Source organism: Chryseobacterium lathyri (genome assembly GCF_003290185.1).
GTDB classification, from domain to species: Bacteria; Bacteroidota; Bacteroidia; order Flavobacteriales; family Weeksellaceae; genus Chryseobacterium; species Chryseobacterium lathyri.
In genome coordinates this window covers 113,575-138,674 of the sequence record NZ_QNFY01000014.1, presented here as the reverse complement: position 1 = coordinate 138,674, position 25,100 = coordinate 113,575, and the positions used below count along the sequence as shown (strand labels likewise).

The window sequence follows — 25,100 nt, the reverse complement described above, 5'->3', positions numbered from 1 at the left end:
GAACGATATTCTTAATTGCTTAATAGGTCGTTCCATTTGTAAATTTTATTTTCCTTTATAGCCTTTCGTGTGTTTGAAATTTTATCAAGCAGCGTTTCTGTATTTGATTTTTTCTCCAATTCAAAGACAGAACTATAATTTTTCAGAATGTTATAAATATCTTTAGTAGCTTTATTCGTTTCAAAAAATGAATATAATATCCCTACTCCTTCAAATTCAAGTTTGTCAAGACATTCTATTAATGTATTTAGTCTTTCAACAATTTCCCTTCTAGTTTTTCTAAAAGTTGCATTAACTTTATTCGTGAAGAAAACTTGGAGTTCTTTTTTTAATGTGACAACTTCTGTTGCATATTGTGAATACAAACTACTTAAAGCTTCATCTAATTGCTTTTCATTAAAACTATCATCCAACCAATAGAGTAAAATGAGCAAATCAACAGAATCCTTTATTTGACCAATTTGTTGATAATCAAAAAAAGGGGAAAATTGTTCTTTAGCAGGATAATCATCTGTATAAAAGAAAATCTTTTCAGAATTTATTCTACTTAAATACAGAGCATAAGCTGAGGAATATAGCTCACCATTTAGTTTTTTAGTATGTTTAGTCGCATTTTTAATCCTTTCAAAATAATCTACACCTAAATCTTTTAGTAAACCTTCATTGTTATTTTTCTTACCCTGAAAGACAGTTAATACTTGATTAATAGATTTTCTCTTTTCTTCTATCGTGTTTTTATCAGAATATTTTTGTAGCCTCCCTTTTTCTAAAGGTAAAAATACATTCTTTTTCACTTCATCAAATACAACTGAATTCAATGTATAATTTACTTTTTCCAATTTTTTTAATAGAAAATCTTCCTCATCAATATGAATAAGGTTAATTATAGTACAAGCATCTAACAAACAACAAATATTACTCATTCTATGTCAGTCTTTATGCCAAATAATATCTTGTTTGTAGTCCTCAAACACATCTTTATTTATAGGACACTTGTTGTCCATATCTGAAAATTCAAGCAATAGAGATAAAGATTCGTTGAATTGTCGAAGTGAAACACTTCCTTGCTCTTGAATTAAACTATCTATAACATTTTCTTCAAATGGGAAATACGGATTATCATCAGTTCCTTCTCTAAAAGCACTTATTAACTCTCGTAAATATTCCTTAAATATATCAGCATTAGGGAAATCAAAACTAATTCTCTCTTTTATTCTTGACCTAACACTTTCATACACGTACTGACCTAAATCTTCTACGGATATTAATGCCGATTGTGTTAAATTCAAAAACAACAATAAATTGTTTGGTACATTATCTAAAATTTCCCTAATAAAATTATTTGTTTTATCAATATTTGAATTGTTCAATACTGCAATATCTTCAAATTCATCAATCCAAATTATTACACAGGAATACTTTAACTTGTTATATGTCAAACACGAAAACAATCCTGCTAAAATTGAGCTGTAATCTGTATCGTCTTTTAATGAACGTAAAATCCCATACGAGTTTAGTGATTTTAAATCTGTGGCATTCATATTTCCATACAGATACTTTTTTATATCTAAATGATTTATGTCTGAATTGAAAACAGCTTTTAAAACACTTTGAATGTGAAGATTTGAACCGATTGAATTAATATATATATCTACATCTCCTGTAATATCTGAAAAAGTAGTTCTTAATTCTTCAATGTTGAGTTTGTCAATTATAGAGATGTAAATACTATAAATTGGCTCTCTCCCTTTTGGTAATGATATAATAGTTGAATAAGGAATGGGTTTTCCTGCCTTATCTGCAAGTGCCTGTAAAACATTTTTCTTATTGAAAAATCTTGCAGCGTGTGTTTTACCACTTCCATATTCTCCCCAATTCAAAACTAAAGTAGAGTTAGGAATACGAATGCTTCGTTCAATTCGCTTTTCAAATTTTTCTTTTACGTCTTTAAAACCTGCCCACACCAATTCATCAGGATTAGTTGCAGGGGTTAAGCGAAATGGATTCGTCTTTAATTTAAATTTTTCCATTTTAGTTCTTATTTTGAATATAACCGTCTTGATATTGCTCTTGATATTTAAAGATGAACTTATCTTGTTCTTTTTCAGACAATTTACTTAAAATATACTGATACCCGACTTTTATACTGTCATTAAAGTATAATTGATATTTTGTATAATTTGATGCTTGAGATGCCGTTACTCTATTTGGAGCTAAAGTCTTAAACAAATCAAAGCTATTTTTAATGTGCTTATACATTTTTTCCAAAATTAAGTTCTCATTTTTGGGATTTATCACCTCACTTTTATTATAACAGTCATCATATAAATGAACCATAAATAGGTCAAGAAAAGCATCTGCTGAAATAATTTCATCAGTATTTATATCATTCCAAATACATAGATGTTGAAATAATTTCAATCCAATTTCTGTAATTTTAAATTCATTATTTGTCCCTGTAATAATCCCCAAATCCAACATCCAGTTTAATCGAGGCATTATTATATGTTCTAAGTACACCTCTGGTTTTTCCCATTTTCTTATTCTATTTAATACGGTTTCTATACCATTTAAAATCTTTCTATCTGCATGAGAGTTCTCTTTTTTATAGTTTTCTAAACGAGCTATCAGTTGATTTTTAAACACTTGAACCAAATGAGAATATATTGTATTTTCTTCGATATAGATTAATTCTAAAAGATTGCTAAAATAGAAGTAATCATTTCTTAAAATACATTCTAAAAAAAATATTCTGTCGAAGTTGCTTAACTCAAAAACATTACTGGAATCTGAAAATTCATTTTGTAGAGTTTGATAGACTTTAAATGACTTCCCAGAATAATAAATATTATGTATCTTATTTAAAAACTCTAAATCATTAGCTGTGTCAATATAAGGCTTTGCAGATATTCCTGTTTTTGTTTCGTTAATCAACCCCTTTTTAAATATATTTTCTTCTAATAGCTCTCTATATTTTAAACAATAATTCTCAAATTTTTTATTGATAGAAGTCGCAGGAGCCTTCTTATTCTCATTAAAGAATAGCGATAAGATTTTAAAATAACCCAAACGTCTAACTTTAGTATTAGTAGATATTATCGGAACTATTTTATCATCTTTTATTTGCTGATTCTTACGAAAGAAAATTGTATAAAAATTTGGAACAGAAACGGTCCTTACACTATTCTCAATAAGATGTTTTGCAAATTCAATATTCCACCAGAGTTCCTCAATAAATCTAATGTTAAATGAGTAACTTCCATATTTATCACACATTTCATCTCCAAAATCTATACTCGTATAATACTTATGTACAGCATCTTGCTGATACTTCCTTATTATTTTAATCAACGAAAACATTTCGTTGGTAATAGACCTGCCTTCTGTCAAATCTTCTCTCCAGCCTAAATATTCATACCCTTTTATAGTAAAAGATGTAAAATCGTCTATCTTCCCTAACAACTCGTCAATATCAGAAAAGTCATTTATGGTGTTGTAAGAATAATATTCATATTCATCATCAAAAGATTCATTATATATGTCGTCATTTATGTCAAAAGAATATGCAATGATATAGTCAGCACCAAATTCGAATGATAATTCGTTTTGGTGAATCATTGCTTGTTGGCAATTATTTAAGTAATATTCAAGTACTTCTCTCATTTATATAAAACAGCTCGCACAACCAATTCCTTCTTCCTCTCCTAAAATATCAATGAGATAAGGGGATTGATTTTTAGATGCTTTTCGCTCCATTCTTTTAATATATTCTGTTTTAATTCTTTCCATTCTTTCGGGTTGTATCAAGTCCTCTAAACTTTCGCCTTGAATCCACGTATAACCGTCTTTTTCATATTCCATGGCTTTTTTATAAAGCTCTGGGTGTTGCTCGTACAACCAAACCCATTCTATTTTTTGTTGGTAAAAACAGAAATAACATCCGGAACGGCTCCTGGCATATTGCCCTGTTTTTCCGTTTATTTCAAAATCAATTTTATTATAATAAGCAGGAACACCAACACCACTTTCTTTTAAAATTTTAAAAATATCATCTCGTACTAAAACATCTTCATTATCTAGCAATGGAAATGATTTTTCTCTCGCCAAAGGATAGTCAGTTGTTTTTAAAAATTCAAACACTAAATGATTGAAGCCCTTTATATCAGTTTCCAATAAAGCATTTAACTTTTGTGCCTGAGTAAAAGAAGTATCAATTTTTTTGGAAACAATTTGTAATGCTTTTTCCTGAAATCGGCCAAAATCAATATTCTTAGCATAACTCTCTATCATTTCGATATTTAGATTAGACAGTAATTTAGCTACTACATCTTCACTCCAAATATTCTTTCGGAATGGAAAAATAGACTGTATATTTTTCTTAGTAGATATATATCCTTCTCTCTCTTCATCTCCTCTAATCCCTACATAAGAAACAACAGGGTCTGTACCAACATATTTTTCAAAAGGGTCGAGCTTTAATTTTTTGGTGCACCAACGGGAATTTGAAGAAGGTAAGAAGCCTCCATACATTTTCAGAAAATGGTCAAAAGGATCTTCTGAACTGTTTTCCGCAGCTTTTAGAATATTTATTTTTATCCCTAGATAAACTTCAAGATTTTGGATTAGCTGATAGGTTTCATCAAGCTCTTTTCCTGTATCACTTGAGTAAAAATCTAACTCTAACTCTGGATATTTGGTTTTCACATAAATAGCCAAAGCCGCACTATCCTTGCCTCCTGAAATTCCTAAAACGTGTCTTGTTTTCCTCATTGCATTAATTCTTTTAATAAATTTAACACCGCAGCAATATTTGAAGTCTTGTCATTTCCAAGTTGAGTTTTTAATATATTTTTCAAATCTTCAATCTCTTTGCTCTTGCTTTTAGGGACTCTCACAACCTTAGGATCAATCTTACTAAAGAATGAGTCAATCTTAACTCCAATAACATCCTCATTAAGTTCATCAATATCTGCTTTTGAAATATTGGTTAGACTATCCAATTCCAAAATAATCGCTTTAAACTTTTCGTACAGCAAGATTTCGTCTTCATCAGTAAATACTTCAAGTGTTTTCCCCGTAACTGCTTGTGCTATAGAATTAAGCCATGCTTTTTTATCATCCAAAGATGAATCAATACGCTGCACAAATGTTTTTTGATTGGCTAATAACAAATGTTTCTTTAGCTTCTTGAAACGCTTTTGTAAATACTCTTTGTATTCTTCGAAATCAACAGTTTTTCCTACAAACTCCCCACAAATAAATTCTTCAAATCTCTTTACTAACTCATCATATGAGGTCCTTAATTCTCGTACTGCATTTTGTAAGTTTATAGTATAAATTTGTAATTTGGACTTATCCTTTTGCAATGTACTAAGAGATAATCCCAATGCATTTGGAAAATCTTCAAAGAATGTTTCCTCTGGGTCCTTGCTTGTAGCTATCGCTCTACGAATTTTTAATGCTGTCGATGATAATCTTTTTGTTTGTTTAGAATATTCCGGTAATTGTTTATAAAAAACTATAAAAGGTTTTATGGTTTCTATGAATGATTCATTCTTAAACTTTTCTTCAACAGATTGATTTAAAAAAGTTCTGTAACTATTAAAGATATCCAATTTTACGCCTTCAATATCAAAAGCCTTAATAGTATATTCTTGTGGATATTTGGCTATCAATTCAAGATTTTCTTCAGACAGGTAAGGAATGTAACTATCTTCATTGAAAATAGCAAAATCATCGCGTTTTAAAAACAAAAATGTAGGAATCCAAAAGTCTATCAATCCTTGTTTCAGTTTGAACGGCCGCTGGCTTAATATTTCAACAAAGTCTGAAATATTCTTAGTTTCTTCTTTAGCTTCTTCTATGAAGTTTTCGGAAGCTTTCCATAATTTATAAAATGACGAATCTTCATTAATCGAAATAACATCAATAGAGTTTTCACGAATAGGAGAAATTCCATTTTCTTTCAATAAAGATAAATAGATAGTCTTTTCAGGTGGGAATTTAGCATCTTCGAAACCTAAATTTTCTTTATCCCAATTATTTGCTAATGCTTTAAAATAGCTTCGTTTAGCAGTATGAATAGAAGGTGATATTTTATGTCTATTTACTAATTCATTTTTAAAAATTGGTGTTTCATCGTAGACGATACTACAAACCTGTGAAAGTAATTTGATAAAATCTTTTTTATTAGAGATTGTTTTTTCTTCTCCTCTGAAAAACCATTTTATATCTTTACCTCCTGTATAAATACTATCTGTAATATAATGATTTAATAATCTTTTTTGAGAATCAGAAATATTTTCTAATTCTCTTTTGGCTACTTTATCTTCTTTGTTCTCATCAATTACTTTTTGAATTTTCTCAATTTCAAAAAGTAAATCTTTAATTTCAGTCGAATTTTCAAAAAAACAATAAATTATAGCCTCTTTTTGTAGATTTGAGACCTCTTCAATATTTTTTGAAGTAAATTTGGTATTAAAAATAAGGTTAATATAACCATCTACTTCTCCTTCAGGAATTTCTTGTTTCATAGGGTATTCCGAAATCCTAAATTGAAAAAATCTTGGAGTACCTGTTTCATAGGAATAAAGCTTAGCAAATACTGGAGAAAAATTAAAATATTTATTAAGAAGTGTAGTAACATCACTTACCTCTGAAATTTTATTTCCCGCTTCAATTAATGCTGTTTGAATATCTAAATCTGTCCCTTCAAAAAGAATGTATCGTTTACTATGGGAACGAAAACGTATAATATTTTTGGAATCAAGATTCTTAATGATAGTTTCACTATTTGAAACCCCACAGGCTATTTCAAGGTAGCTACTTAAAAAATCCTCATCCAAAACAGCTCCATTGGCTGAAAAAATATTTAATAATCCTATCGTTTTAACGACTTTAATATAATCATTTATAAACACGTCAAACGTTCGTTCTATGTTTTCTATTGCAGAACGGATAGAACTCCAAGCCGAAAAATCGGGACTATATCTGGATGTAAGAAATGAGTAAAAATTGAAATTTAAATAATCATAAACACAACTCAAATTATAAAATGGATTTTCGCGCTTATTGAATTTTGCTAATCCTGTATGGTCTGTTGATTCAAGGAAAGTAAACAATGATCTTTCGTTCTGTCCATAACGTTGCAATGCAAGAGTCAGCGTATTTGCAGCAATTATATCAAGCGGATATAATTTTGAAGCTATCCCTCCTAAAAAATCATTATTGAAATTAAATGCTTTTGTTTCAACTGATAAATTCAAACATTTTTCTATTACTGACTTAGATTCTTTATTTTCAAAGTTTTCAGTAATATGTTCAGAAGCTAAATACAAAAGTTGTTCTACCGGCTCATTAAATGTAATTTCACGAAAACGACCTTTGACTTTTGTCCATTCTTGTTTATGAGTATTGCTTAATGAATAAGCATAGGACTCAAAACTTTGATGAACAGTAGTGATTAATATAATATTATATTTTGGATTGTTACAAAATTCTGCTAATTGTTGAATAAAATATAATTCACTCTCAGGATTATGCTTGCTCGCATATTCTAAAAACTTACCAAACTCATCTAACAACAAAAACAGTATACCATTATTTCCTAATGAATGATAGCGATTGAATATTTCTGATAGAATATTTTCGTGTCTATTCTTATTAATATTTACTCCAAATATATCCGAAAATTCTTCTATAATGGAATTGTAAGTTCCAATAATTTTTATAAAATCAGATTTAGGATTCTCTATGAAGTTGGGTTCAAAATATCTTTTTTCACCTTTAATACTTTGTTCAAATGCTAATAAGAACGATGACTTTCCTGTTCCATAGGTTCCCACAATGTTAAAAGAGCGAATACCTTTTTTAAAATCGTTTACAATTTGGCTCACGACTTGACCAGCATTAGGCGTTGGGATATAATTGAAATTTCTTTCCGTATCCCTAATTATATTTATTGATGTAGTGAAGTTATTTGCCATAATATTTATCTAAAACTGAATATGCATCAGGTTTATTTTTAAATTGAAGTTCTTTGATTCCCGCATGGTCAGTGAAAGTAATGTTTTTATTATCACTAACAATGTCAGAAATTTTATTTACTAATCCTGAACGGTTTAATGCAAAGATTGAACCCGGACTATTAGTATCAAATTCCAAAGAATTTAAACTAATTGAGTTCCCGAAAATAGGATTATCCAAAATTGAGAAAAGCACCACAGCATCAGGCAAACCATCCCTTTCATTATTTTCAATTTGGAATTGTTCTATTTTTATTTTTTTCCCTTTTTCATCTTCTATAGTAGAATAAATAGTTTTTAGTAATCCTATTTCTGAAAGAATTCCCGAAAAACTATCTTCTACATCATTGTTGTTCTCATCATTTTTATACATATTCAAAAAGACAGTAAAATCTTTTGCAACTGTGTTTTCATTGAAGCTTAATTCAGGATTTACCTCTTGAAATCGTTTTAAATAATTTAAAAAAGTTTCTTTTGTGAAAAAAAGTTTCTCTTTTCTGAATTCATTAAAAATAATTGTATATATAGAAGCAAGCCCTGTTTTCACAAGTTGATAATGCAATAACCATAAACTCGCCTCATCTTCTAAAAATGGATCGTATCCATTTTCTGTATCAAAAATTTTTATCCCGAATTTTGTTAATTTATCTTTATTGTCGATGATATTAAAAGCTTTCATCCAATAGCGGATTGCAGAAACCATATTTTTCCCAACACCAAGTTTTACAACCGCATCTTCATTGTTGAATGATTGTTCTTCCTGAACAAAATCATATCCCTTTTTTAACCAAAGTTGTCGGCATTGAAAAGAGTCATGTCCGGAAAATGTAAATTTTAATATCTCTGAATTTGTTAATGTCATTGTGGTCTTAAAAAAGTAATTTTTTTATATTGTAAAAGTAATCAAAATTAAAATCAGAGACAACGTAAATACGTAAACTATCATTGAGATCATTTCTCGTACGATTGTAGCATGTATTAAAAGAGAAATTGAAAAACTTAAAACAAAATACTGATTACTGCGCCCTAGAGTTTTATCGCAAACCAGAAATTTCCTGCGGAACCATTCATAAATTTCAGGGAAAAGAAGCTGACATTGTATTTTTAGTATTAGGAAGTGATCCCAAATCTTCCGGAGCAAGAAATTGGGCATCATCAAAACCTAAAATGCTTAATGTAGCTCTTACAAGAGCTAAAAAAAGAATCTATGTCATTGGAAATAAAAATTTATGGGGACAATGTTCTTATTTTGATGTAATGGCAGCTACAATATAATTTGTTTAGAAATAAAATCTAAAGAGGCTCACAAAACAGTCTCTTTAGATTTAAACTAGTATGGTTAATACTTACTATGTCTATTTTAGTATTTTATATGAAGTATAATCCTTGATAGTTTTTAGCTCATAAATTTCTTGTTTATCAGCATCTATAATCCTGATATCATCTAAAGGAACATTTTGGCAATGGATAAAATTGATAAATTGATGAGCATTGAACCACCCTTTTACAATAATATCAAATCCTTTTTCTGTCTCTAAAGAACTATACCACTCCCAGTCTTTTATCTCAAAAAAATTATCAATACTTGAATGTATTCTATATAAAAGTTCATCGTACTTAAAATCATCATCATTTAGCTGCTTGATTTTACTAACTATTCCTTGTGGTAATAACTGCTCCCATTTTGGGTCTTCATCACTTAAATCCTTGTTTTTTAAGATGGTTAGAACTGCATTCTTAAAGTTATCTAATACCTCTTTTGAGTGGGCTACATTTCTCACTCTAACTATCTGATAGCCTTTTGAAGGTTTTTCTCCTTTTGTATTATATTGTATGTTTCCTGCCTCTGTCATTGTTTTATTTTTTAATAATTACTGCTTTTTTCTTAAATATTTTTGTAAAATCTTCAATATTCATTTTGTATGAAGCACCTTGATTCATAGGTAAGGGATCACGTAAAAATACTTTACCATCTTCCACTTTCTCCAGTACTACTGCATGTCCTTTAAAATGTTCTGTGCCAATACTCACAACTGCTTTATCTCCGTCTTCTAATTTTTCTAATAACTTTGATAACTTAATATCTTTTTCAGCAACAGCTGTTACCTGATCTTCCAATCTTTTGAAATATAGAGCCTCAGGGATATCTAAAATTGAAGCCCCATTAGTATCAGTTTTTAATGCTCTTGCCAATTCATCTTCTAATAGTAAAATACCCTTGTCATGTAATATCATTCTCAAAGAAGTAGCAGCACAAGTATAGTCTGTAGATTGTCCAAAGACCTTAGCTTCACTTAAAAATCGCTCTATCTTAATTCCTGCATTTTCAGCAAAAGACTTGGTTGCATCACCACCTCCTTTTTGAAGTTTTCTTCCTTTGATTATTACTTCCTCTATATCATGGATTTCATCAGCTAGTTCCTCTGCTTTAGCACCATTTTTAGCCCCTTGCAATAATTCTTCAATGAATCTGGTAAAGCCAGCAAACCCTTTAGCACAAGCCTTTCCAAATCTAATAATAAATCTTGAAAGAAAAGCCAATAAATCTGTAATTCCTAATGTGGCTACAGAAACAGTTTCTCTTGCCAGAACCTTTAATAGACTTGCTGCTTTTTGTACATAAGTAGCTCCTTTTACCACATTTCCTGCTCCCTCTGTAAAAATAAGTAACAGAATATTAATTAGTAGTTCAAAGGCAAAAATGCCTACATAAAAAGCTACTGTATATCTTGAAACATCACCAAAATACTCCTTTATCTTATCCAGTATTCCTTCCATATCAGATTGAGAAATGCTTCCACTGGCTTTGAATAGGTCTTTAACTCCCTGTAAGAATTTAGGAACATTCTCTGTTACCCAATCCAATACATCTTCTGCTTTTTCCATCAAGTCTCTTCTTTCAAGATACTGCTGATAGGAGAAAGCAGTTGTAGGCTGTAAAAGAAACTCTAAAATATACAGCAAACATTGTATAAGACTAATTAGACCACTATTAACACCGCAATAGAAGGCATTAGCTAATTTAAGGACCTCTACCCCCTGTTTTACCAATTCACTAAGATCATCTGTTACATTGGTAAGAAAGGATCTAATATCATTAATAACTCCAGTAATTTTATTGATCAGCTTTTTAAAGGCATCAGGAAGATGTTCTATAGAAGCATCTTTAACCTTGCTTGCAGCCTGTTTTACCAATGACCAAACCTTTGAAAAAGCAACTTCCGCCCCCTGAACAAAAGGATTGTCACCTAAGTCCTCAAAGAACTGTGCAGCTTTATTTATATTAACAGGAACTGCGACACCTCCTATAATAGGGATTAATGGAGAATAATCTTTAGCCTGAGGATTGTAATTCTTCTCTGTAGGCTTAAAAACTTCCAACTTTCCAGCACACCATCCAATGGCATCAGCAGGAATAGATGAGATGTTTCCTATGATTTCTTCAAACCTTCTGTCTCCTGTGTAAAACTGATATTCTCTCATTAAAGCCTGATGAACAAGAGTAGGATCTATTTTATCCTTCTCAAAAGAATAAGCCAACTGTGCCAGATAGGCAGCTTCATCTTCCATAGAGGTGATATTTCTAAAAAACTGACCATTTACATTGGAGGGTAATGGTTCTGGAAACCTCTTGAAGAGCTGTACAAAGTAATCTCCCATTTTGGCAATATAGAAATCACCAGAAAAGTTTGATTTATTGGGATTAGGTTTCTCATAGAATAGAAATAAAGCTTGTTTCTTTCTGGCATTAACCTGATAGCTTCCATATACCTGTGAACCTGTTTCACAAGGCAGAACTTCTGCATAATACTCATATCCTTTTTCTCCTTTCTCATTGACTCCAGTTGAAGCAAATATAGATACAGGATTATCTGTCAGATAAGAATAACCTAAAGGAGTATTTCTGTAGTCATGGAATGGGCTTCTGTAATCAGGAGAGTTGTCTTTATTGATTATATGGTCACCCAAAGCATTTTTATCTCCTACAAATCCCTTGTTTAAATCTTCTATGGAAATGACTTTAAATTCAGAAAGATCATCACTCCACTCATCATCAAATAATTTCTTCATAAGCTGTGTTTTAGCAATTAATATTTCGTTTTAATGTTTCTAAAGCAAAGCTAATACTCACCAACGCCAGAACTTGACGTGTTATATTTTCCTTAAAAAAATTTATCCAAAATAAAATGAGAAAAAATATCCATGTCTTACTTTCTGCTAAACTCAATCCCGTCTGAAAAATTAATTTCTGGGAAAAGATGAGAAGGAATCTCTACATATTTTTCATTATCTTTTTCTGATAGCAGTAGTTACGTTAGCCAAATTCATATCCTCCACTTGATTTGATATTAGATCTAAAGAATTTTTACTGTCCATATTATTTATAGGACTCACGTTTAATAAAGTATTATATAGAATTTTATTCTCTTCTGCCCTGTCTTTTACATGATCTATATACTTATTAATTTTAAGCTGCTGCTCTTTTTCTATCTTATATTGAGCAATTAAATTATCTTTTATCTCCGGAAGCTCTTCCAGTTTTTTATCCAGTTCAGCTATTTTATCCTCTGTAGCCTTGGTTTGCTTCTCAATTTCTGTAACATTCACTCCTTTTTCAGCTAAATGCCGGATTGCTTTTTGAACTTCTTCTTTTGCCAGCTCTATCGTTTTTTGATAAGATGGAAGCTGATTTTTCCAATATTCTGAGTCCTCTCCTTCTTCTTTGGAGTACCCTAAAATCCTGTTATAACTATACTCTGCTTTGGTCACTCCCTCCTGAACTTTGATAAAATCCTCATATTTCCTTAATACAAAGGCACTATCCGCAAGGTGTTTATTTTTCTCACTTTCAATCCGTTTTTTCATCAGTTCAATCTCAATATTAGCCCTTGTTTCCGGATTGGTAATGATTGATATCTTGAGCTCCTGGGTACTGATATCCGAAACATCCAATACATCCGCCCCTTTTTTCATGGCTTCTAAATATCTTGCCTGCTTAGCCTGCAATTTTTGAAGCATAAAAACATCAATACTGTCATTGGTCAGCATAAAATTGACACGGACATTTTCATTCCTGTTCCCCTGTCTCCATATTCGTCCTTCCACCTGCCGTAAAGAAGTAAAATTATACGGTAAAGAAAGGAGGTACAGATCAGTTGTATTTTCCTGAAGGTTCATTCCTTCCTGAATGGCTTCGCTGCCTATGATTACTTTTATTTTTCCTGCATTAAAGTCATCCTGAATCTTTAACCTACCCGGTTTACTGGTTGCTCCAGTAATAATTCCAATTTCCTCCGGTCTATAACCAACTTCATTAATGAGATATTCTTTCAGCTTTGGAAATTCTGCAACGGCTAATTCTGAATAAATAATTTGTCCTGAATCCGGAATGTCTTTTTTATTCTGCCGGATCAGCTGCATCGTCTGCCTTAGCTTCGGAGAATTCTCTATAAATTCCTGTACAGAAGGTTCTTCTCCATCATAATAAATCGACAGATATGGAGAAATGGCAATCAACCGGGCATTAAGGATATGAGTAAGGATGGCTCCTTTCTCTGTTTCACTAAAGCTTTCATTGAGTAGATCATATTGCTCTTTCGTCAGATCATTTTGCTCAATTTTATATTCTTTGTTGATTTTATTGGGACGCTTCAGTTCTGGATTATCTTCTTCCCCTTTAATATCAATAAATTCGGAAAGCAATTGCTGAAACAGCGAATTATTCTTGAACCTACGCACGTTGGCTTTGAATTTCACATCACCTTTGGCATCAATTTCCATATCATTATCTGCCTCCATAAAGGTTTCAAAAAATGTATTGACATTGAAGTAACCGGACTCTTCCAGACGTTTATTGGCGATCAGGGATAAAATGGAATAATATTCTAAAGGCTTATTGGTAAAAGGGGTAGCGGAAAGCAGCGTTACATTTCTTCCATCATTTTTGTCCTGAATGTATTGCGCCGCCATCCAGGTATTGATTCCCAGTTTGGAAGTTTGCTGGTTTTGGCTTCTGAAATCCGAAGCAAATCTACGGTCTTCTATTCTAACTTTTCCGACAATATGATTGGCATTATGGACTTCATCATACGTCAGATGGTCAAAGCCAAAATCTTCCCAATCATAGATTTTGCCACGCTTCATTTTTCCCTCCAGTTCTTTTTCTTTCTCCAGTTCTTTCTGAAAATCCCTTTCACTAATGGAATTAACACTTTTCAGTTCACTTTCTGAAATATAAGAAAATCTGGAAGCCAGTTCTTGTGTAATATTTTCGGAAAAACCGATATTATTAAAGCCTTCATAGGTAACGATGGTAATCTCTCCGTCCTTGTTATTAAACTTTGAGAGATCATAGTCTTTACCCAGGTTTCCCAGTACATTTAGTTTGGCATGAGGAATGGTTTCAAAAATTGTTTCCACCCACTGTTTGAGAATACTCTCGTTAGGAACAACAATTAAAGGCCTTTTTGCATTTCCACGTTCCATCGCTTCGTGCATGGATAAGATTCCGGATAAAGTTTTCCCGAAACCAACCTCATGTGCTAATAATCCAACCCCTTTTGTGGTTTGTCTTCCGATTCCCGCTTTCTGAACTTCGGTTAGCTTCAGTTCTCTTCCTTTGAAATTGAGATGAATTTTAGAAAACAACGGAAATTTGGAATAATCAGGAACATGGATATTATTATAGTTTCTGTTAAAGTCTTTTACGAAACGTTCCCTTAATTCATCCGATAATTCTTCTCTCAAAAATTTATAAAACAAATCGTTAGCAGCAGCTTTTCTCCTCTCACGGACGAGAGCATTTCTTTCTTTATCACTTCCTGTAACCGTTTCATTATCCACAAAGCCTCTGACTTCCCATGACGACGATCCCGCAAAGGCATCACTAGGCAAACTACTTACAAAATCTTTAAACTTTTCAGCAAGATTGTAGGATACCATTACGGTTTCTATTTGTCTTGAATTAGAGTTCCACTGTTCTTTTTCTACATACCCTAACCCAAATTGGTGTATAAATTCGTGATTGGCACTGATGAAAATTTCATCAAGGGATTTAGGCTTGGGTAAAACGCTTTCTAATAGTGCTTTTTGTTTTAAATACTGAGTTTCGGAATATCCATCCGAAAAAGAATCTTTAAAATCAATTTCTAATTGCTCTAATTTTGCATAAATATTCCCTTCAGCATAATAAAAATCATGCACCCATTTTCCGTTAATAAAATTGGCGTATTGATGATGTTTACCATTTTTATTTAAAACTCCTTCGTAATTTGTATCTCTAAAAGCCTCAATCTGTGCCTTTGAAAGTTCAGAGCTGTTGTGAAGCGAAGCATTTACAATTTCATCGGATTTAAGGAATTGATACTTCAGAACTCCTTTTTTAAGCTCCGGCTTGGTCTGAATTCTATACTCTGTATTTTTTTCATTTTGAGACTGAATAATTTTCTCCGCTTTTTGGAGAATTTCATCAATTTGGCTTTGATCGAATTTCTTTGGCTTACTGACAATTTGGGATTGAATCTTAGCATACTTCTCAATCTCCTTTACAACGGCCGGAGATTTGAATTTTACAGAATTAAGTGATGAAAGTACCTGTTCAACCTTTTCCTGAACTTCAGTAAGATTTGTCTCACCAGGCTCAGAATCTGTAATTTTTTCCGGTTGAACCTCCGAAACCTTATTTTGTAAGGTGATTTTAGGTTCCTCTTCAGCTTCCAGGAATAAATCTTCAAAAAGATTCCCGATTCTTTCGGTTTCTTTTTTGCCTCTCAGCTGTTCAATTCTTATTAAAGCATCCTCTAAATTTCCGTAGATATAGTTTTCCTGACGTCCAAACCGATTGGTTTTCTGCCGGGTTTCACCCAGAATTTTTTCCGGATTAATTTCAAAATAGCTGGAAATATCCGTGGAAATTTTCTGAGGGTCTTTTCTTAGAATAATAATATCCGTACCAATGGCAGTTCCGGCAAAAGCACCACTGGGCAAGCGGTATCCCTCCATTAATTCGGCATTTTTCAATTGGTCTTGACGATTGAGCCAACCCGACGGAAGCACCATTGCCAGAATCCCACCGGGCTTTAAGGAATCTAAAGAGCGTTTTACAAAATAATCTTCATATTTTGAGATTTTCGGTTCTTCGCCCAAACCTTTGTACAATCCCCGATGATCACCATAGGGAGGATTACCGATAACCAGATCATATTTTTCGGAAAATTCTTTTCTGCCACCTTTCTCATCAATAAATTCAGTTTCAAAGGAACGAAGATGGATATCAGCTTCGGGATGAAGGATTTTTGCTATTCTGGCTGTGGTCTCATTGATTTCAAAAGCCGTAATACTGGTTTTTATACCCAAGTCTTTTGCAGCATAGAGAAAATTTCCCGTTCCTACACTCGGTTCCAATACTGAAATTTCCTGGCGGTTTTTAAACCGGTCTTTAATTAAATTGCGTACAGCATCTACAATCCTAGAATCGGTGTAGTATTCATCTAAAATCCCTCTGCCTTCCTTCGCTGTTCCACCGCTTTTGAACTGACTGCAAATATCTTTCAGCTCATCTGTAGGGCTAAGATTTTCATTTAAAATAATTTTATTGTCCTTTGAAACAAAGCAAGCTGCGGAAACCACTTCCGCAACTTGCTCGTTGGTCAGCTTCTGACCGCTATACTTTGAAATGAGAATATCTACATCCTCATTATTTTTATGTGATAAATCTAATCCTGATCTATTGGATAAAGCTCTCCCGGATACGATTCCGCCCACGGAATGTTTTCTTTCTTCATTTCCTTCATCATTCTGCGGTTGTGTTCCGTCAACGGATCTTCCTTCTCCTCTGCTTCCCAAATTGCTCCACCCTGTGCCTGCAAGTCCATTTCCAGCATGGTTGCTGCCCATAGCTTGTCCTCGCGGGTGATTTCCGTTTTGCTCGGATTGGCTTCTTTGGAGAGATTCTCCAGAATTTCGTTCAGAAAGTTGGGATCCCACGTGCTGAGTGTTGGGAATTCCGTTTCGTTTATTATTAAGGTCTGCATCTTCTGAATTTTTTGGTTCGACTAAAATAGTATTTTTATTTTGAAGACCTAGTTTGTTTTCTAAATACTCACTTAGGCTTTGATTACCGCTTTCTGAGATTCCGTATAAGGGACGAATGTCCTTTATATTTTTATCATTCAGCTCAGTAAGGATTTTCAGTGTTATCATATTTCCTGTTCTGTCTCCATCAAGGCAAAGGAATATTTTCCCCTCATAGTTCTGATACCTGTTAATCAGCTTTTTGGTATTTGCACCGGAATGAATGGCAACAAGGGTTCTGTTATTATTCTGATTATTTAATTTCAGCAGTTCCAGGAATGAATCCCTTTCCTTACTGCTGTTAAAAACAATCAGTTCATTTTTATTCCCTTCTATTATGGAAATATCATCGATGTTATATGTTAGCTGGTTTTCATTCACTTTCCCGTTTTTTTACAAAATGATTAAATTCAAATAGTTCTTTCGCAGTATCATCCCAGTTCTTTCTCGGCAATAATTGAAGCGTTACAAAAACATCATCTTTTTTATTGTACGAATCAATACGTTCCAACCGCCCGTGATAGTCTTTTTCAGCATGTCTGTACAGCGAATAAGGTAAAATAGTGTCTGTCGGATAGATGTAAAATCTTGTATAGGTCCAGGGAGAATTAATCTCAAATCGTTTGTATTTCTTATGGAATAAAATGGTATCGGATAGGTTTCTTCTGTTCCTGTAGTTGGGAATCCATTCTTTTGAAAACACAGCTCCCTCTTTCTTTTTCCAAACCAGAAAAGGCTGTCCCTTCCTGGAAAGATCAGAAAAGATAAGATTGCGTTCCATCGGGTTAATAGGATAACAAAGTGAGTCCCTGATATAATATACCTGTCTGTTAATTTCGGAAAATGAAAGATCCGGAACATATTCTATAAGCTGATCGTGAGAATAATTTATTTTCGATACATGAAAACTCTGCATATTGTCCAGTCCCTTGGATGCATCAAAATAGACATTGGAAATCATATCAATTCCACCTTTCTCGGATTTGATTTCTTTGTGACAGGAACTGGCGATAAAAAGAAAAAGCACATATGGTAGTATTAAATGTATTTTCATATGAATAAGATTTTAAAAAAGCGGCAAATCATCATCAGACTTACCGCTTTCAGATAATGGATAGGAAAATTTTTATCGTTTGATACTTTGCTCTCTTACATTGGCTTTATCTTGCTCTCTCTCATCTTCCAAACCCTGTAGAGGCTTGTTGGTATTGATCCTGTTCATCTCCATATCATATAGGTTCAGGTTTTTATATTGGGGGTTGAGAACGGCTTTTCCTTCCACTATCCCATCTTCCAATTCAAACTTCACCTTAACCACGTTTCCTTTTTCCAAAGATTTTATTGTATTCTCCTTATATTCAGGCTTATCAAATACCAGATTGGACTTTTCTACAATTTCTGCGGTATCAATACCATAGTTTTTATAAAAATTCTGGAAATTATAATTCCCCTTTTCTGTTTTAGGCTCTTTAAAATCGAGCTTAACAAAGGCTGGTTCTACCTGGTCTGTTTTCGGATTGTGAAATTCTATTTTCACGGAACGACCTTCCAGAAGATTAACGGCCTCTTTAGCAGTAAAGGTGTTTTCTTTGTTCACATAAAAATTGTGAGAAAAACTTTCATCTTTTTCATTTTTCAGCGTTGCCAGGTAAGAATTAAAGAAAACACCTCCATTTTCGCTTTTATTGAATTTCAAAACAAAGTCTACGGTATTTCCGGACAGTGCCTTATCTGAGACTGCCTTGATTTCAAACTGCTGTTTGGGAGACTCAATACCTTTTTCCAAATCTTCGTGAAGTGTTGAATCTTCGCCAAAGCCAAGGTATTTTAACTGGTCTTTTAGGTATTGAACCTGATCGAATTCTTTTGTTGTTTCCATAATGTTGGGATTTTGATTGTTATTAATTGATTTATGATGAATCAGGGCCAGAAGTCTTTTTATTTCACTACTGGTAAAAGACATAGCAATGATATCATCGTTCACTTGTTCTATTTTATACTGTTCTTTCTTTAGCTTTAATAGATTTTCTAATTCGCCATCGGACAGATTCATTAATTCACTGTTGCTATATCCCTCGATGCTAGTTTCCACATGGGGATTATTTTTCCCTATTTGAGGGGCTTCATAGGTTTTCCTTTCATTATTAGCCTGATCTGCATTAATGGCTTTAATGGTAGCTTTAGTTTCAGCAGAAAACTGATTAGACAGGTCATGCACTAAGACTTTGAATGCATCCGGTGCGCTTTCGACATTGGATTCATGGACCATATGAATATCAAAATTGTATCTGTCAAAAACTGAATAAGCATTTTCTAAAAAAAGGTTATATTTTTCTATCTTTATCTTATAGGATTCCTTTGCTTTCTCATAAAAAGATTCTCCCCTATCATAAGAATCATCCATGAAGTCGTAAAAATCAGGCTGTAGTGGCGGTTCTGTAAAAATGTATGTCAGAACTTCCTTCTTTAACGGTTCATCTGCATTTTGAAGAAATAATGCCAGTTCCAACGTCTTAATAGATTTCGGATGGGTAAAATCAAACATACTTTCCTGCTCTTTTTCATAATATTGAGTAAGCATATCCTTGAGTTCATCAAGCTTCAATTCCCTGTTCTCTGCAATACCTGAATTCTCGGTTACTGGTTCTCTACTTTCAGGATAAGAAGCATTAATTTCATTTTTAGAACTTTTATACTCAAGAATTTTTAAAAACTTGATTTCTTTTGCCGTAAAGACTCTTTCACCATCCTGAAAAAAATGTTCAGGTGATGTATTTTCTTTTTCTTTTACAAAATCTTTATAAGCCCGGGTTAGAGGAGTAATATTCTTATCATACCAGCTTAGATCATTTGTTGTTCGCATAATGCCCGGATCTTGATTGTTAGTAATATGGTCTTGTAATTGTTTCCCTAAATTGATGGGTCGTAAATCAAATGGTTCTGCATCCAGTCCATAATCAAACGTATAGCCGATAGCTTCGCATTCTTTCTGGAAAATCTCACAATCATTATAATCAAGTCCCCGGTACGCCGCTTTTTCCTGCCATTTATCACAGACCGTCTTCAATTCCTCCGGAAGTAGGCTGTAATCTTCAAATAAATCCATTTTAAAATTTTATTTTGAGATTTTTATATATTCTGAAACAGTTTATTAGAGGTATCAATAAGATTTATCTTCTAAACCTTCGCTTTTCTTCTTGCTCCTGCTCCTCTTCTTCTCTCATCTGATTCGCATCTTGATAAAGATCCGGGTCGTTTACATTCAAACTGATATCAGATTTTTCTTTTTGATTAAGATTTTGCTGGGCAAGAATTCCATCAACTGTACTAATCTCTTTGGAGATAATATTCAAATCATTAGTAATTTCTTTAGCGATCTCAGGCGGAAGTTCCGCTTCCAATTTATCGAGGATAAATGCCTTAAGCTTTAGTAATTCAAATTTATATCGCGCGGTTTCAGTTGCATCTCTTAGATCAGCAATAATAGCAGTCAATTCCGTTGTATGCCTGATGAAATCAAACTCTGCTACTATGCCGGTGTCCTTATCGAAAATAAAGGCTTTCTTTTCCAGTGCCGGAACCTCCGGTGGCAATTTATTAGAGAGTTCCTTTATGTCAGAATATTCGATTCTCTTTTCACTGTTTTTAAGGATTTCCGAGATGCTTTTATCTCTTTCCAAAAAAATTACTTTTAGTCTGGTATTATCATCCGTGAGCTGAAAAGTTGCCCTTTTTGTATCGTTGTCAGCGACAATAGTGTATCCTTGTAAGAATTTCTGAATATCTTCTGCGCTTAGTTTTTTGGAAAATGTATGATCTTCATTAATAATTCCATATTTTTTCAGTTCGTCTGTGGGTAAATTGCTGTTTTTCATTGTTAATGTATTTAGTAGGGGTTGTATGTTGCTGTCTTAGTATTATGATAGGTTTCCATGAGATGAGTGGCTTTTATTAAATCATTTAAAAAATGAGCGGGGTTAATGCTTTGTCCGAATTCTTTCACCGAAAAATGCAGGTGAGGCCCTGTAGAATTCCCGGTATTCCCGCTTCTTCCCAAGATAAATCCGGCTTTCACGAACTCTCCGGTCCGATAATAAATCTCTGAAAGATGGAGGTAGCTTGTCTCAAATCGGCCATAGTGGAGGATCTTGATATAATTGCCTCCGGTCGCTGACCGGCCCACTGCCGTTACTACTCCGTCCATGACTGCATATACATTTTCATAATATGCTTTTAGGTCAATACCGCTATGCATTTTCCGGGTTCCGGAAATGGGATGGAGTCGTGTCCCGTAAGGAGATGTGACCATCATTTTACCCGCCAGAGGCATTACAATTTTTGATAAAGATTCTTTAGGCACTTCTACAAAATCATATAAAGCCTGCGAACTTTGATTTTTTAAAAGATCCTTTTTCAGTTCGGCTCTAAGCTGAGTGGCCAATAGTAAAGAATCTTTCATTTTTTCGTATCGTGCTTTTCTGTCATTATTCTCTTGACGATATCCTTTCATAAGGGTTTTTAAGGAATCCAATTCATTTTTTAAATCCGTCTTTGTTGTCGTCTTGAAGATTCTCTCCCAGAAATTTTTCCCATTTTTTGGATCAATAGGTTTCTCTTCTTTTGTAGTTTCAATACGGGTTTGACTTTCGGGCTTTTGAGGCTGGGCAGGCATTAAGGTATTGAACTGGGCAAAAGTAAAACTGCTTACTAATAGGAACATGGGGACTACCATCCTATAAATCCGGATACTTATTATTTTACTCTTCATAAGATTATGCTTTTACTGATTCGCGGACGATTAATTCTACTTCCTTATTGATTTTCCTGAAGTTGGTCATTAAGACTTCTTCTTTGCGGTTAACTCCTGCCTTATCCACAAAAGAGTAATAAGATGGCATGGGCGGAAGTTCCGCCTCCTCTTTTTTAATACTTTTCATATCCAGGTTGATTTTGCCGTTCACAGCGGAGGTTTTGTACTCTTCAGTATCATTTTCTTCTCCCTGGGCAATCATTCCTACCATTTCCCCGGTTTTGAGTGCCGCAATTTTTCCGGCAGGAATCATATGATCCATTTTCTCATTGATGCTTGTCGTCGTACCCTGCTGGGAAATGGACTGCGAATATGACTTCTGCTTTATTTTTCCAAACAGTTTTTCGAGCCAGTCGAGCGTGTTTTTATCTCTTGCAGAGCCGGACAGGATATTTCCGACAATGGCAGAAATGGTATCAGCCACTTCCTTCTTATAAAACTGGCGTAGCTGTGGAAGCTCCTGAAGCCCAAGTATTACGGCAACCCTATTGCTCCTTGCAGTAGCCACGACATTATCAATTTTATGGATGTAAATCGTAGGAAATTCATCGGCAATGATTCCTCCGGGAAGATTGTTTTTAGAGTTAATTAAACGTAAAGTCCTGTTGAGCACCGAAGAATACAAAGCGGAGTTGATATCCTGAGTTCCCGGGTCTGATGCTAAAATAATAATGGAAGGATTGTTCCTGTCTGTTATTTTGAGTTCCACTTCATCCCCTGAAAACACCCAAAAGCTTTCTTTGGTAGCCAATCGGGAAAGGAAAATCTTCAATGTTCCTACCTGCCCCTCCAGTTGGTCAAAAGCCTTGTTATCATAGGCTGATTTAAAAGGTGATAATAAAGAATACAGTTCTTCATGTCCAAAAAGTGTATCAAAAATTTCCTTATAACTACGGTTCACAAAGGAAAGGATGTGGGGCAGATCCGAATACTTTCCGTTTTCGTGGGTCGCAAAAAAATAAATACAGGATGAAAGGAAATTAATCGCGGATTGGGTAAAGAACGCTTCTGATCCACCTCCGGAACTGGTACTACCTTTTTGTAGAGAAGACACCATAGCTTCAGCCATTTCCTGTGCTTCGGCCAATGTTTTTACATATTCTTTTTTAAACGGATTGACTCTTTTGGATTTCTCCACTTCATTGAGGTTAATAACATAAAAATTGTAATTATAACCTGATTCCTTACTTTTTTTGAATAAATAGTGGTAATAAGCGATCTGCGCCAAGTCGGGAAACTTAAAATCATAAATGATGAGACAAAATCCTTTAGCAATCATCTGCCTGATCGCGGGATTGATCACTCCAAAAGATTTACCGGAACCTGGCACACCAATCACCATCGTCCCCCGGAAAGGATTAATATTCATCCAGCCTTTATTACTTTTCCCTTTATACCGGAATAAATAAGGAATATTAATCATCATGTCGGATTCTACTAATTCCTGGTTCTGGTCAAAAGATTCTTCCTCGACATTCCATCGGTCTTTTCCCATTTTCTGCTGCATCAGCTTGGAGATGCTGTCAGCTCCCATTTGAAGAACAACCGCTCCTAAAAACGATAAAAAAGCATACACAACCTGGTAAAGACTCATTCCGGGAAATATTTTAGGAAGTAAGGGATTTCCGGCTTCACGCTCCCAAACCAGAGAAGATAACATCATCAGGAGTCCCAATACCATAGGAACTACTATTTCCATAGCGATATTAAGGTCTTTCTTTTTCTTAGCTTTTGTTCCAATCGCCACTAATCCTATCAGAATGAGTGTCGCCAGTTTAGCATTGACAGGAGGATAAATGAAGCTCATTCTGGAAAAATTCTTCAATAAGTTGGAAACCACCGGAATATTGGCATGCAGATAAAATAGTGAAGCACAATCCAGCGCTACCACCGCATATACCACCTTCTGAAGGAAGCCGTAAATCCTGATCTGATGTTGTTGTTCTTGCATTAGGAATAGTTTTCAAAAAAATCATCCAGTGATGGCTCCTTCACAGACTGGTTATGATGCAGCTTCTGCTGTTGCAATTTTTCATGATGTTCCAGTATTTTAACAAGATCAGCCTTCAACACATTCAATTGGTCAATAACTTCATATCCTCTTTTTTTAACCCTTTCGATCATACAGGAGTAACTTTCTTCTTCAGACATTTTCTCAAACTCATTTTTAAGGATTAATAATTGCTCATAATCCTTTGCATATTGGTTCCATTTTTTTCCAAAAATGATGAGACAAACACAGCAGTATACAGTTGCAATTAGCATTAGTCCATATACTATAATTGCGATAGTTATAAAATTGTCCATAGTATCAATTATTTAAAATGTATCGGCTTTAAGGATATCAGAGTAGTTGATCTTCATCTCGATGGCTCTTCCGGAGAGTTGCTCTTCAATCAGGCGGATCATCATCATTTTAGAGTTAGGATAGGTGAATTTTTTGAACACATAAATATTCCTGAAATTCTTCCTGAAATGCTTTTGAGGGTTTAGTTGAAATACCGGGGTCATCTCAATACTTTGGTTGTTGGTCGCCTTATGGATCTTTTTATCCTCTACAGAGAATTTCAAAGCTTCGATATCATAACTTAAGTTGGAATTGTTTTTAAAGGTCATATCCAGGAATATATAGTCACTGATGACATAGACATTATTGAGCTGAACACTGAGTCCGAGATTCTTCTCTTCCCGGATCGGATTTTTTTCTGATTTTTTCTGAATGATGTCTATCGCAAATTTTCTCAGCTCAAGGTTGGAGAAAACCATTTTATCAAATTCTATGGGCTGCATTTCTTCCGGCTGGATATGGATATTGGTAACGGTATTCAGGTTTTCAGAATTTCTGTAAACAGCTTTGTACTGCGCAATAAAAGACTGCCCCACCACCGTGATAATGCCGATTTGATCCCCGTTAGAATAATACAGAACAGGATTTTTGGTTTTTTCTTTTTCGGTACCTTCGGGCTTATCGGCAATTTTAACACGAGCAATCTGGGTCGAAGGTAAATCTCCAGTGAGCTGCTGAGTGGAGAGATCCACATATTGGATGGGTTCCGGAGAAATAATATGAAGGCTGATTTTTTCAGTAATTTCTAGTTCCGGTAAATCCGAAATGAGCTGTTCCTTGGTGGCTGTTTGTGCAGTAAAAAGTTGAGCCGTGAAAATCAGTAATGTGTACAATATGGCTTTCATTT

At 33.8% G+C, this 25,100-nt stretch carries 17 protein-coding genes; 1 reads left to right on the top strand and 16 read right to left on the bottom strand.

The window, feature by feature from the left end:
* Positions 1-11 precede the first annotated feature (11 nt).
* From DRF61_RS18790 to DRF61_RS18765, 6 genes are read right to left on the bottom strand one after another with little or no spacing between them, the layout of a single operon-like run.
* Positions 12-923 (bottom strand): hypothetical protein, encoded by a 912-nt coding sequence (locus DRF61_RS18790; RefSeq protein WP_111959904.1) that lies wholly within the window; start codon positions 921-923, stop codon positions 12-14.
* Positions 924-929: 6 nt separating this feature from the next.
* Positions 930-2,030 carry a hypothetical protein gene (locus DRF61_RS18785; RefSeq protein ID WP_111959902.1) on the bottom strand — a complete coding sequence of 367 codons (1,101 nt, stop codon included), beginning with the start codon at positions 2,028-2,030 and terminating at the stop codon, positions 930-932.
* A gap of 1 nt (position 2,031) precedes the next feature.
* Positions 2,032-3,663 (bottom strand): hypothetical protein, encoded by a 1,632-nt coding sequence (locus tag DRF61_RS18780; RefSeq protein ID WP_111959900.1) that lies wholly within the window; start codon positions 3,661-3,663, stop codon positions 2,032-2,034.
* A complete protein-coding gene (locus DRF61_RS18775; RefSeq protein ID WP_111959898.1) occupies positions 3,664-4,770 on the bottom strand; it encodes a phosphoadenosine phosphosulfate reductase domain-containing protein in 1,107 nt (368 codons plus the stop codon).
* On the bottom strand, positions 4,767-7,985 hold the full coding sequence (locus tag DRF61_RS18770) for a hypothetical protein (RefSeq protein ID WP_111959896.1): 3,219 nt from the start codon (positions 7,983-7,985) through the stop codon (positions 4,767-4,769). The genes DRF61_RS18775 and DRF61_RS18770 overlap by 4 nt, the downstream gene beginning before the upstream one ends.
* Entirely contained in the window at positions 7,975-8,886 is a 912-nt protein-coding gene (locus tag DRF61_RS18765; protein WP_111959894.1) for a DUF4007 family protein, read from the bottom strand. Before DRF61_RS18765 ends, DRF61_RS18770 begins: the two co-directional genes overlap by 11 nt.
* Before the next feature lie 128 nt (positions 8,887-9,014).
* Here DRF61_RS18765 and DRF61_RS18760 point away from each other — a divergent pair, with 128 nt between their 5' ends.
* Positions 9,015-9,299 carry an AAA domain-containing protein gene (locus DRF61_RS18760; protein ID WP_111959892.1) on the top strand — a complete coding sequence of 95 codons (285 nt, stop codon included), beginning with the start codon at positions 9,015-9,017 and terminating at the stop codon, positions 9,297-9,299.
* Between the two features lie 80 nt (positions 9,300-9,379).
* Here DRF61_RS18760 and DRF61_RS18755 read toward each other — a convergent pair whose 3' ends face one another.
* The 10 genes from DRF61_RS18755 to DRF61_RS18710 form a co-directional block, all read right to left on the bottom strand.
* A complete protein-coding gene (locus tag DRF61_RS18755) occupies positions 9,380-9,877 on the bottom strand; it encodes a hypothetical protein (protein WP_111959890.1) in 498 nt (165 codons plus the stop codon).
* A 4-nt stretch (positions 9,878-9,881) separates the two neighbouring features.
* The gene (locus DRF61_RS18750) at positions 9,882-12,095 is read right to left on the bottom strand and encodes a cysteine peptidase family C39 domain-containing protein (RefSeq protein WP_111959888.1); all 2,214 of its coding nucleotides are present in this window, start codon (positions 12,093-12,095) and stop codon (positions 9,882-9,884) included.
* Positions 12,096-12,311: 216 nt separating this feature from the next.
* Positions 12,312-17,477, bottom strand: coding sequence for an Eco57I restriction-modification methylase domain-containing protein (locus DRF61_RS18745; RefSeq protein WP_111959886.1), 5,166 nt, complete (start codon positions 17,475-17,477; stop codon positions 12,312-12,314).
* The gene (locus DRF61_RS18740; protein ID WP_111959884.1) at positions 17,470-18,150 is read right to left on the bottom strand and encodes a hypothetical protein; all 681 of its coding nucleotides are present in this window, start codon (positions 18,148-18,150) and stop codon (positions 17,470-17,472) included. Before DRF61_RS18740 ends, DRF61_RS18745 begins: the two co-directional genes overlap by 8 nt.
* A 72-nt stretch (positions 18,151-18,222) precedes the next feature.
* Positions 18,223-20,202, bottom strand: a complete 1,980-nt coding sequence (locus DRF61_RS22830; RefSeq protein WP_174772304.1) for a hypothetical protein — start codon at positions 20,200-20,202, stop codon at positions 18,223-18,225.
* Between the two features lie 64 nt (positions 20,203-20,266).
* Positions 20,267-20,971, bottom strand: a complete 705-nt coding sequence (locus tag DRF61_RS18730) for a hypothetical protein (protein WP_111959882.1) — start codon at positions 20,969-20,971, stop codon at positions 20,267-20,269.
* An 11-nt stretch (positions 20,972-20,982) separates the two neighbouring features.
* Positions 20,983-21,864 (bottom strand): M23 family metallopeptidase, encoded by an 882-nt coding sequence (locus tag DRF61_RS18725; RefSeq protein ID WP_111959880.1) that lies wholly within the window; start codon positions 21,862-21,864, stop codon positions 20,983-20,985.
* Between the two features lie 4 nt (positions 21,865-21,868).
* Positions 21,869-23,857 carry a type IV secretory system conjugative DNA transfer family protein gene (locus DRF61_RS18720; RefSeq protein WP_111959878.1) on the bottom strand — a complete coding sequence of 663 codons (1,989 nt, stop codon included), beginning with the start codon at positions 23,855-23,857 and terminating at the stop codon, positions 21,869-21,871.
* Positions 23,857-24,213: a hypothetical protein gene (locus tag DRF61_RS18715; protein WP_146896925.1), complete on the bottom strand. Its 357-nt coding sequence runs from the start codon at positions 24,211-24,213 to the stop codon at positions 23,857-23,859. Before DRF61_RS18715 ends, DRF61_RS18720 begins: the two co-directional genes overlap by 1 nt.
* Before the next feature lie 12 nt (positions 24,214-24,225).
* A complete protein-coding gene (locus tag DRF61_RS18710; RefSeq protein WP_111959874.1) occupies positions 24,226-25,098 on the bottom strand; it encodes a DUF4138 domain-containing protein in 873 nt (290 codons plus the stop codon).
* Positions 25,099-25,100 lie beyond the last annotated feature (2 nt).

Excerpts from the sequence above, each read along its gene's own strand:
- DRF61_RS18790 (WP_111959904.1), bottom strand. The coding sequence starts at position 923 with ATGAGTAATATTTGTTGTTTGTTAGATGCTTGTACTATAATTAACCTT.
- DRF61_RS18785 (WP_111959902.1), bottom strand. The coding sequence starts at position 2,030 with ATGGAAAAATTTAAATTAAAGACGAATCCATTTCGCTTAACCCCTGCA.
- DRF61_RS18780 (WP_111959900.1), bottom strand. The coding sequence starts at position 3,663 with ATGAGAGAAGTACTTGAATATTACTTAAATAATTGCCAACAAGCAATG.
- DRF61_RS18775 (WP_111959898.1), bottom strand. The coding sequence starts at position 4,770 with ATGAGGAAAACAAGACACGTTTTAGGAATTTCAGGAGGCAAGGATAGT.
- DRF61_RS18770 (WP_111959896.1), bottom strand. The coding sequence starts at position 7,985 with ATGGCAAATAACTTCACTACATCAATAAATATAATTAGGGATACGGAA.
- DRF61_RS18765 (WP_111959894.1), bottom strand. The coding sequence starts at position 8,886 with ATGACATTAACAAATTCAGAGATATTAAAATTTACATTTTCCGGACAT.
- DRF61_RS18755 (WP_111959890.1), bottom strand. The coding sequence starts at position 9,877 with ATGACAGAGGCAGGAAACATACAATATAATACAAAAGGAGAAAAACCT.
- DRF61_RS18750 (WP_111959888.1), bottom strand. The coding sequence starts at position 12,095 with ATGAAGAAATTATTTGATGATGAGTGGAGTGATGATCTTTCTGAATTT.
- DRF61_RS18740 (WP_111959884.1), bottom strand. The coding sequence starts at position 18,150 with ATGAAAATACATTTAATACTACCATATGTGCTTTTTCTTTTTATCGCC.
- DRF61_RS22830 (WP_174772304.1), bottom strand. The coding sequence starts at position 20,202 with ATGGATTTATTTGAAGATTACAGCCTACTTCCGGAGGAATTGAAGACG.
- DRF61_RS18730 (WP_111959882.1), bottom strand. The coding sequence starts at position 20,971 with ATGAAAAACAGCAATTTACCCACAGACGAACTGAAAAAATATGGAATT.
- DRF61_RS18725 (WP_111959880.1), bottom strand. The coding sequence starts at position 21,864 with ATGAAGAGTAAAATAATAAGTATCCGGATTTATAGGATGGTAGTCCCC.
- DRF61_RS18720 (WP_111959878.1), bottom strand. The coding sequence starts at position 23,857 with ATGCAAGAACAACAACATCAGATCAGGATTTACGGCTTCCTTCAGAAG.
- DRF61_RS18715 (WP_146896925.1), bottom strand. The coding sequence starts at position 24,213 with ATGGACAATTTTATAACTATCGCAATTATAGTATATGGACTAATGCTA.
- DRF61_RS18710 (WP_111959874.1), bottom strand. The coding sequence starts at position 25,098 with ATGAAAGCCATATTGTACACATTACTGATTTTCACGGCTCAACTTTTT.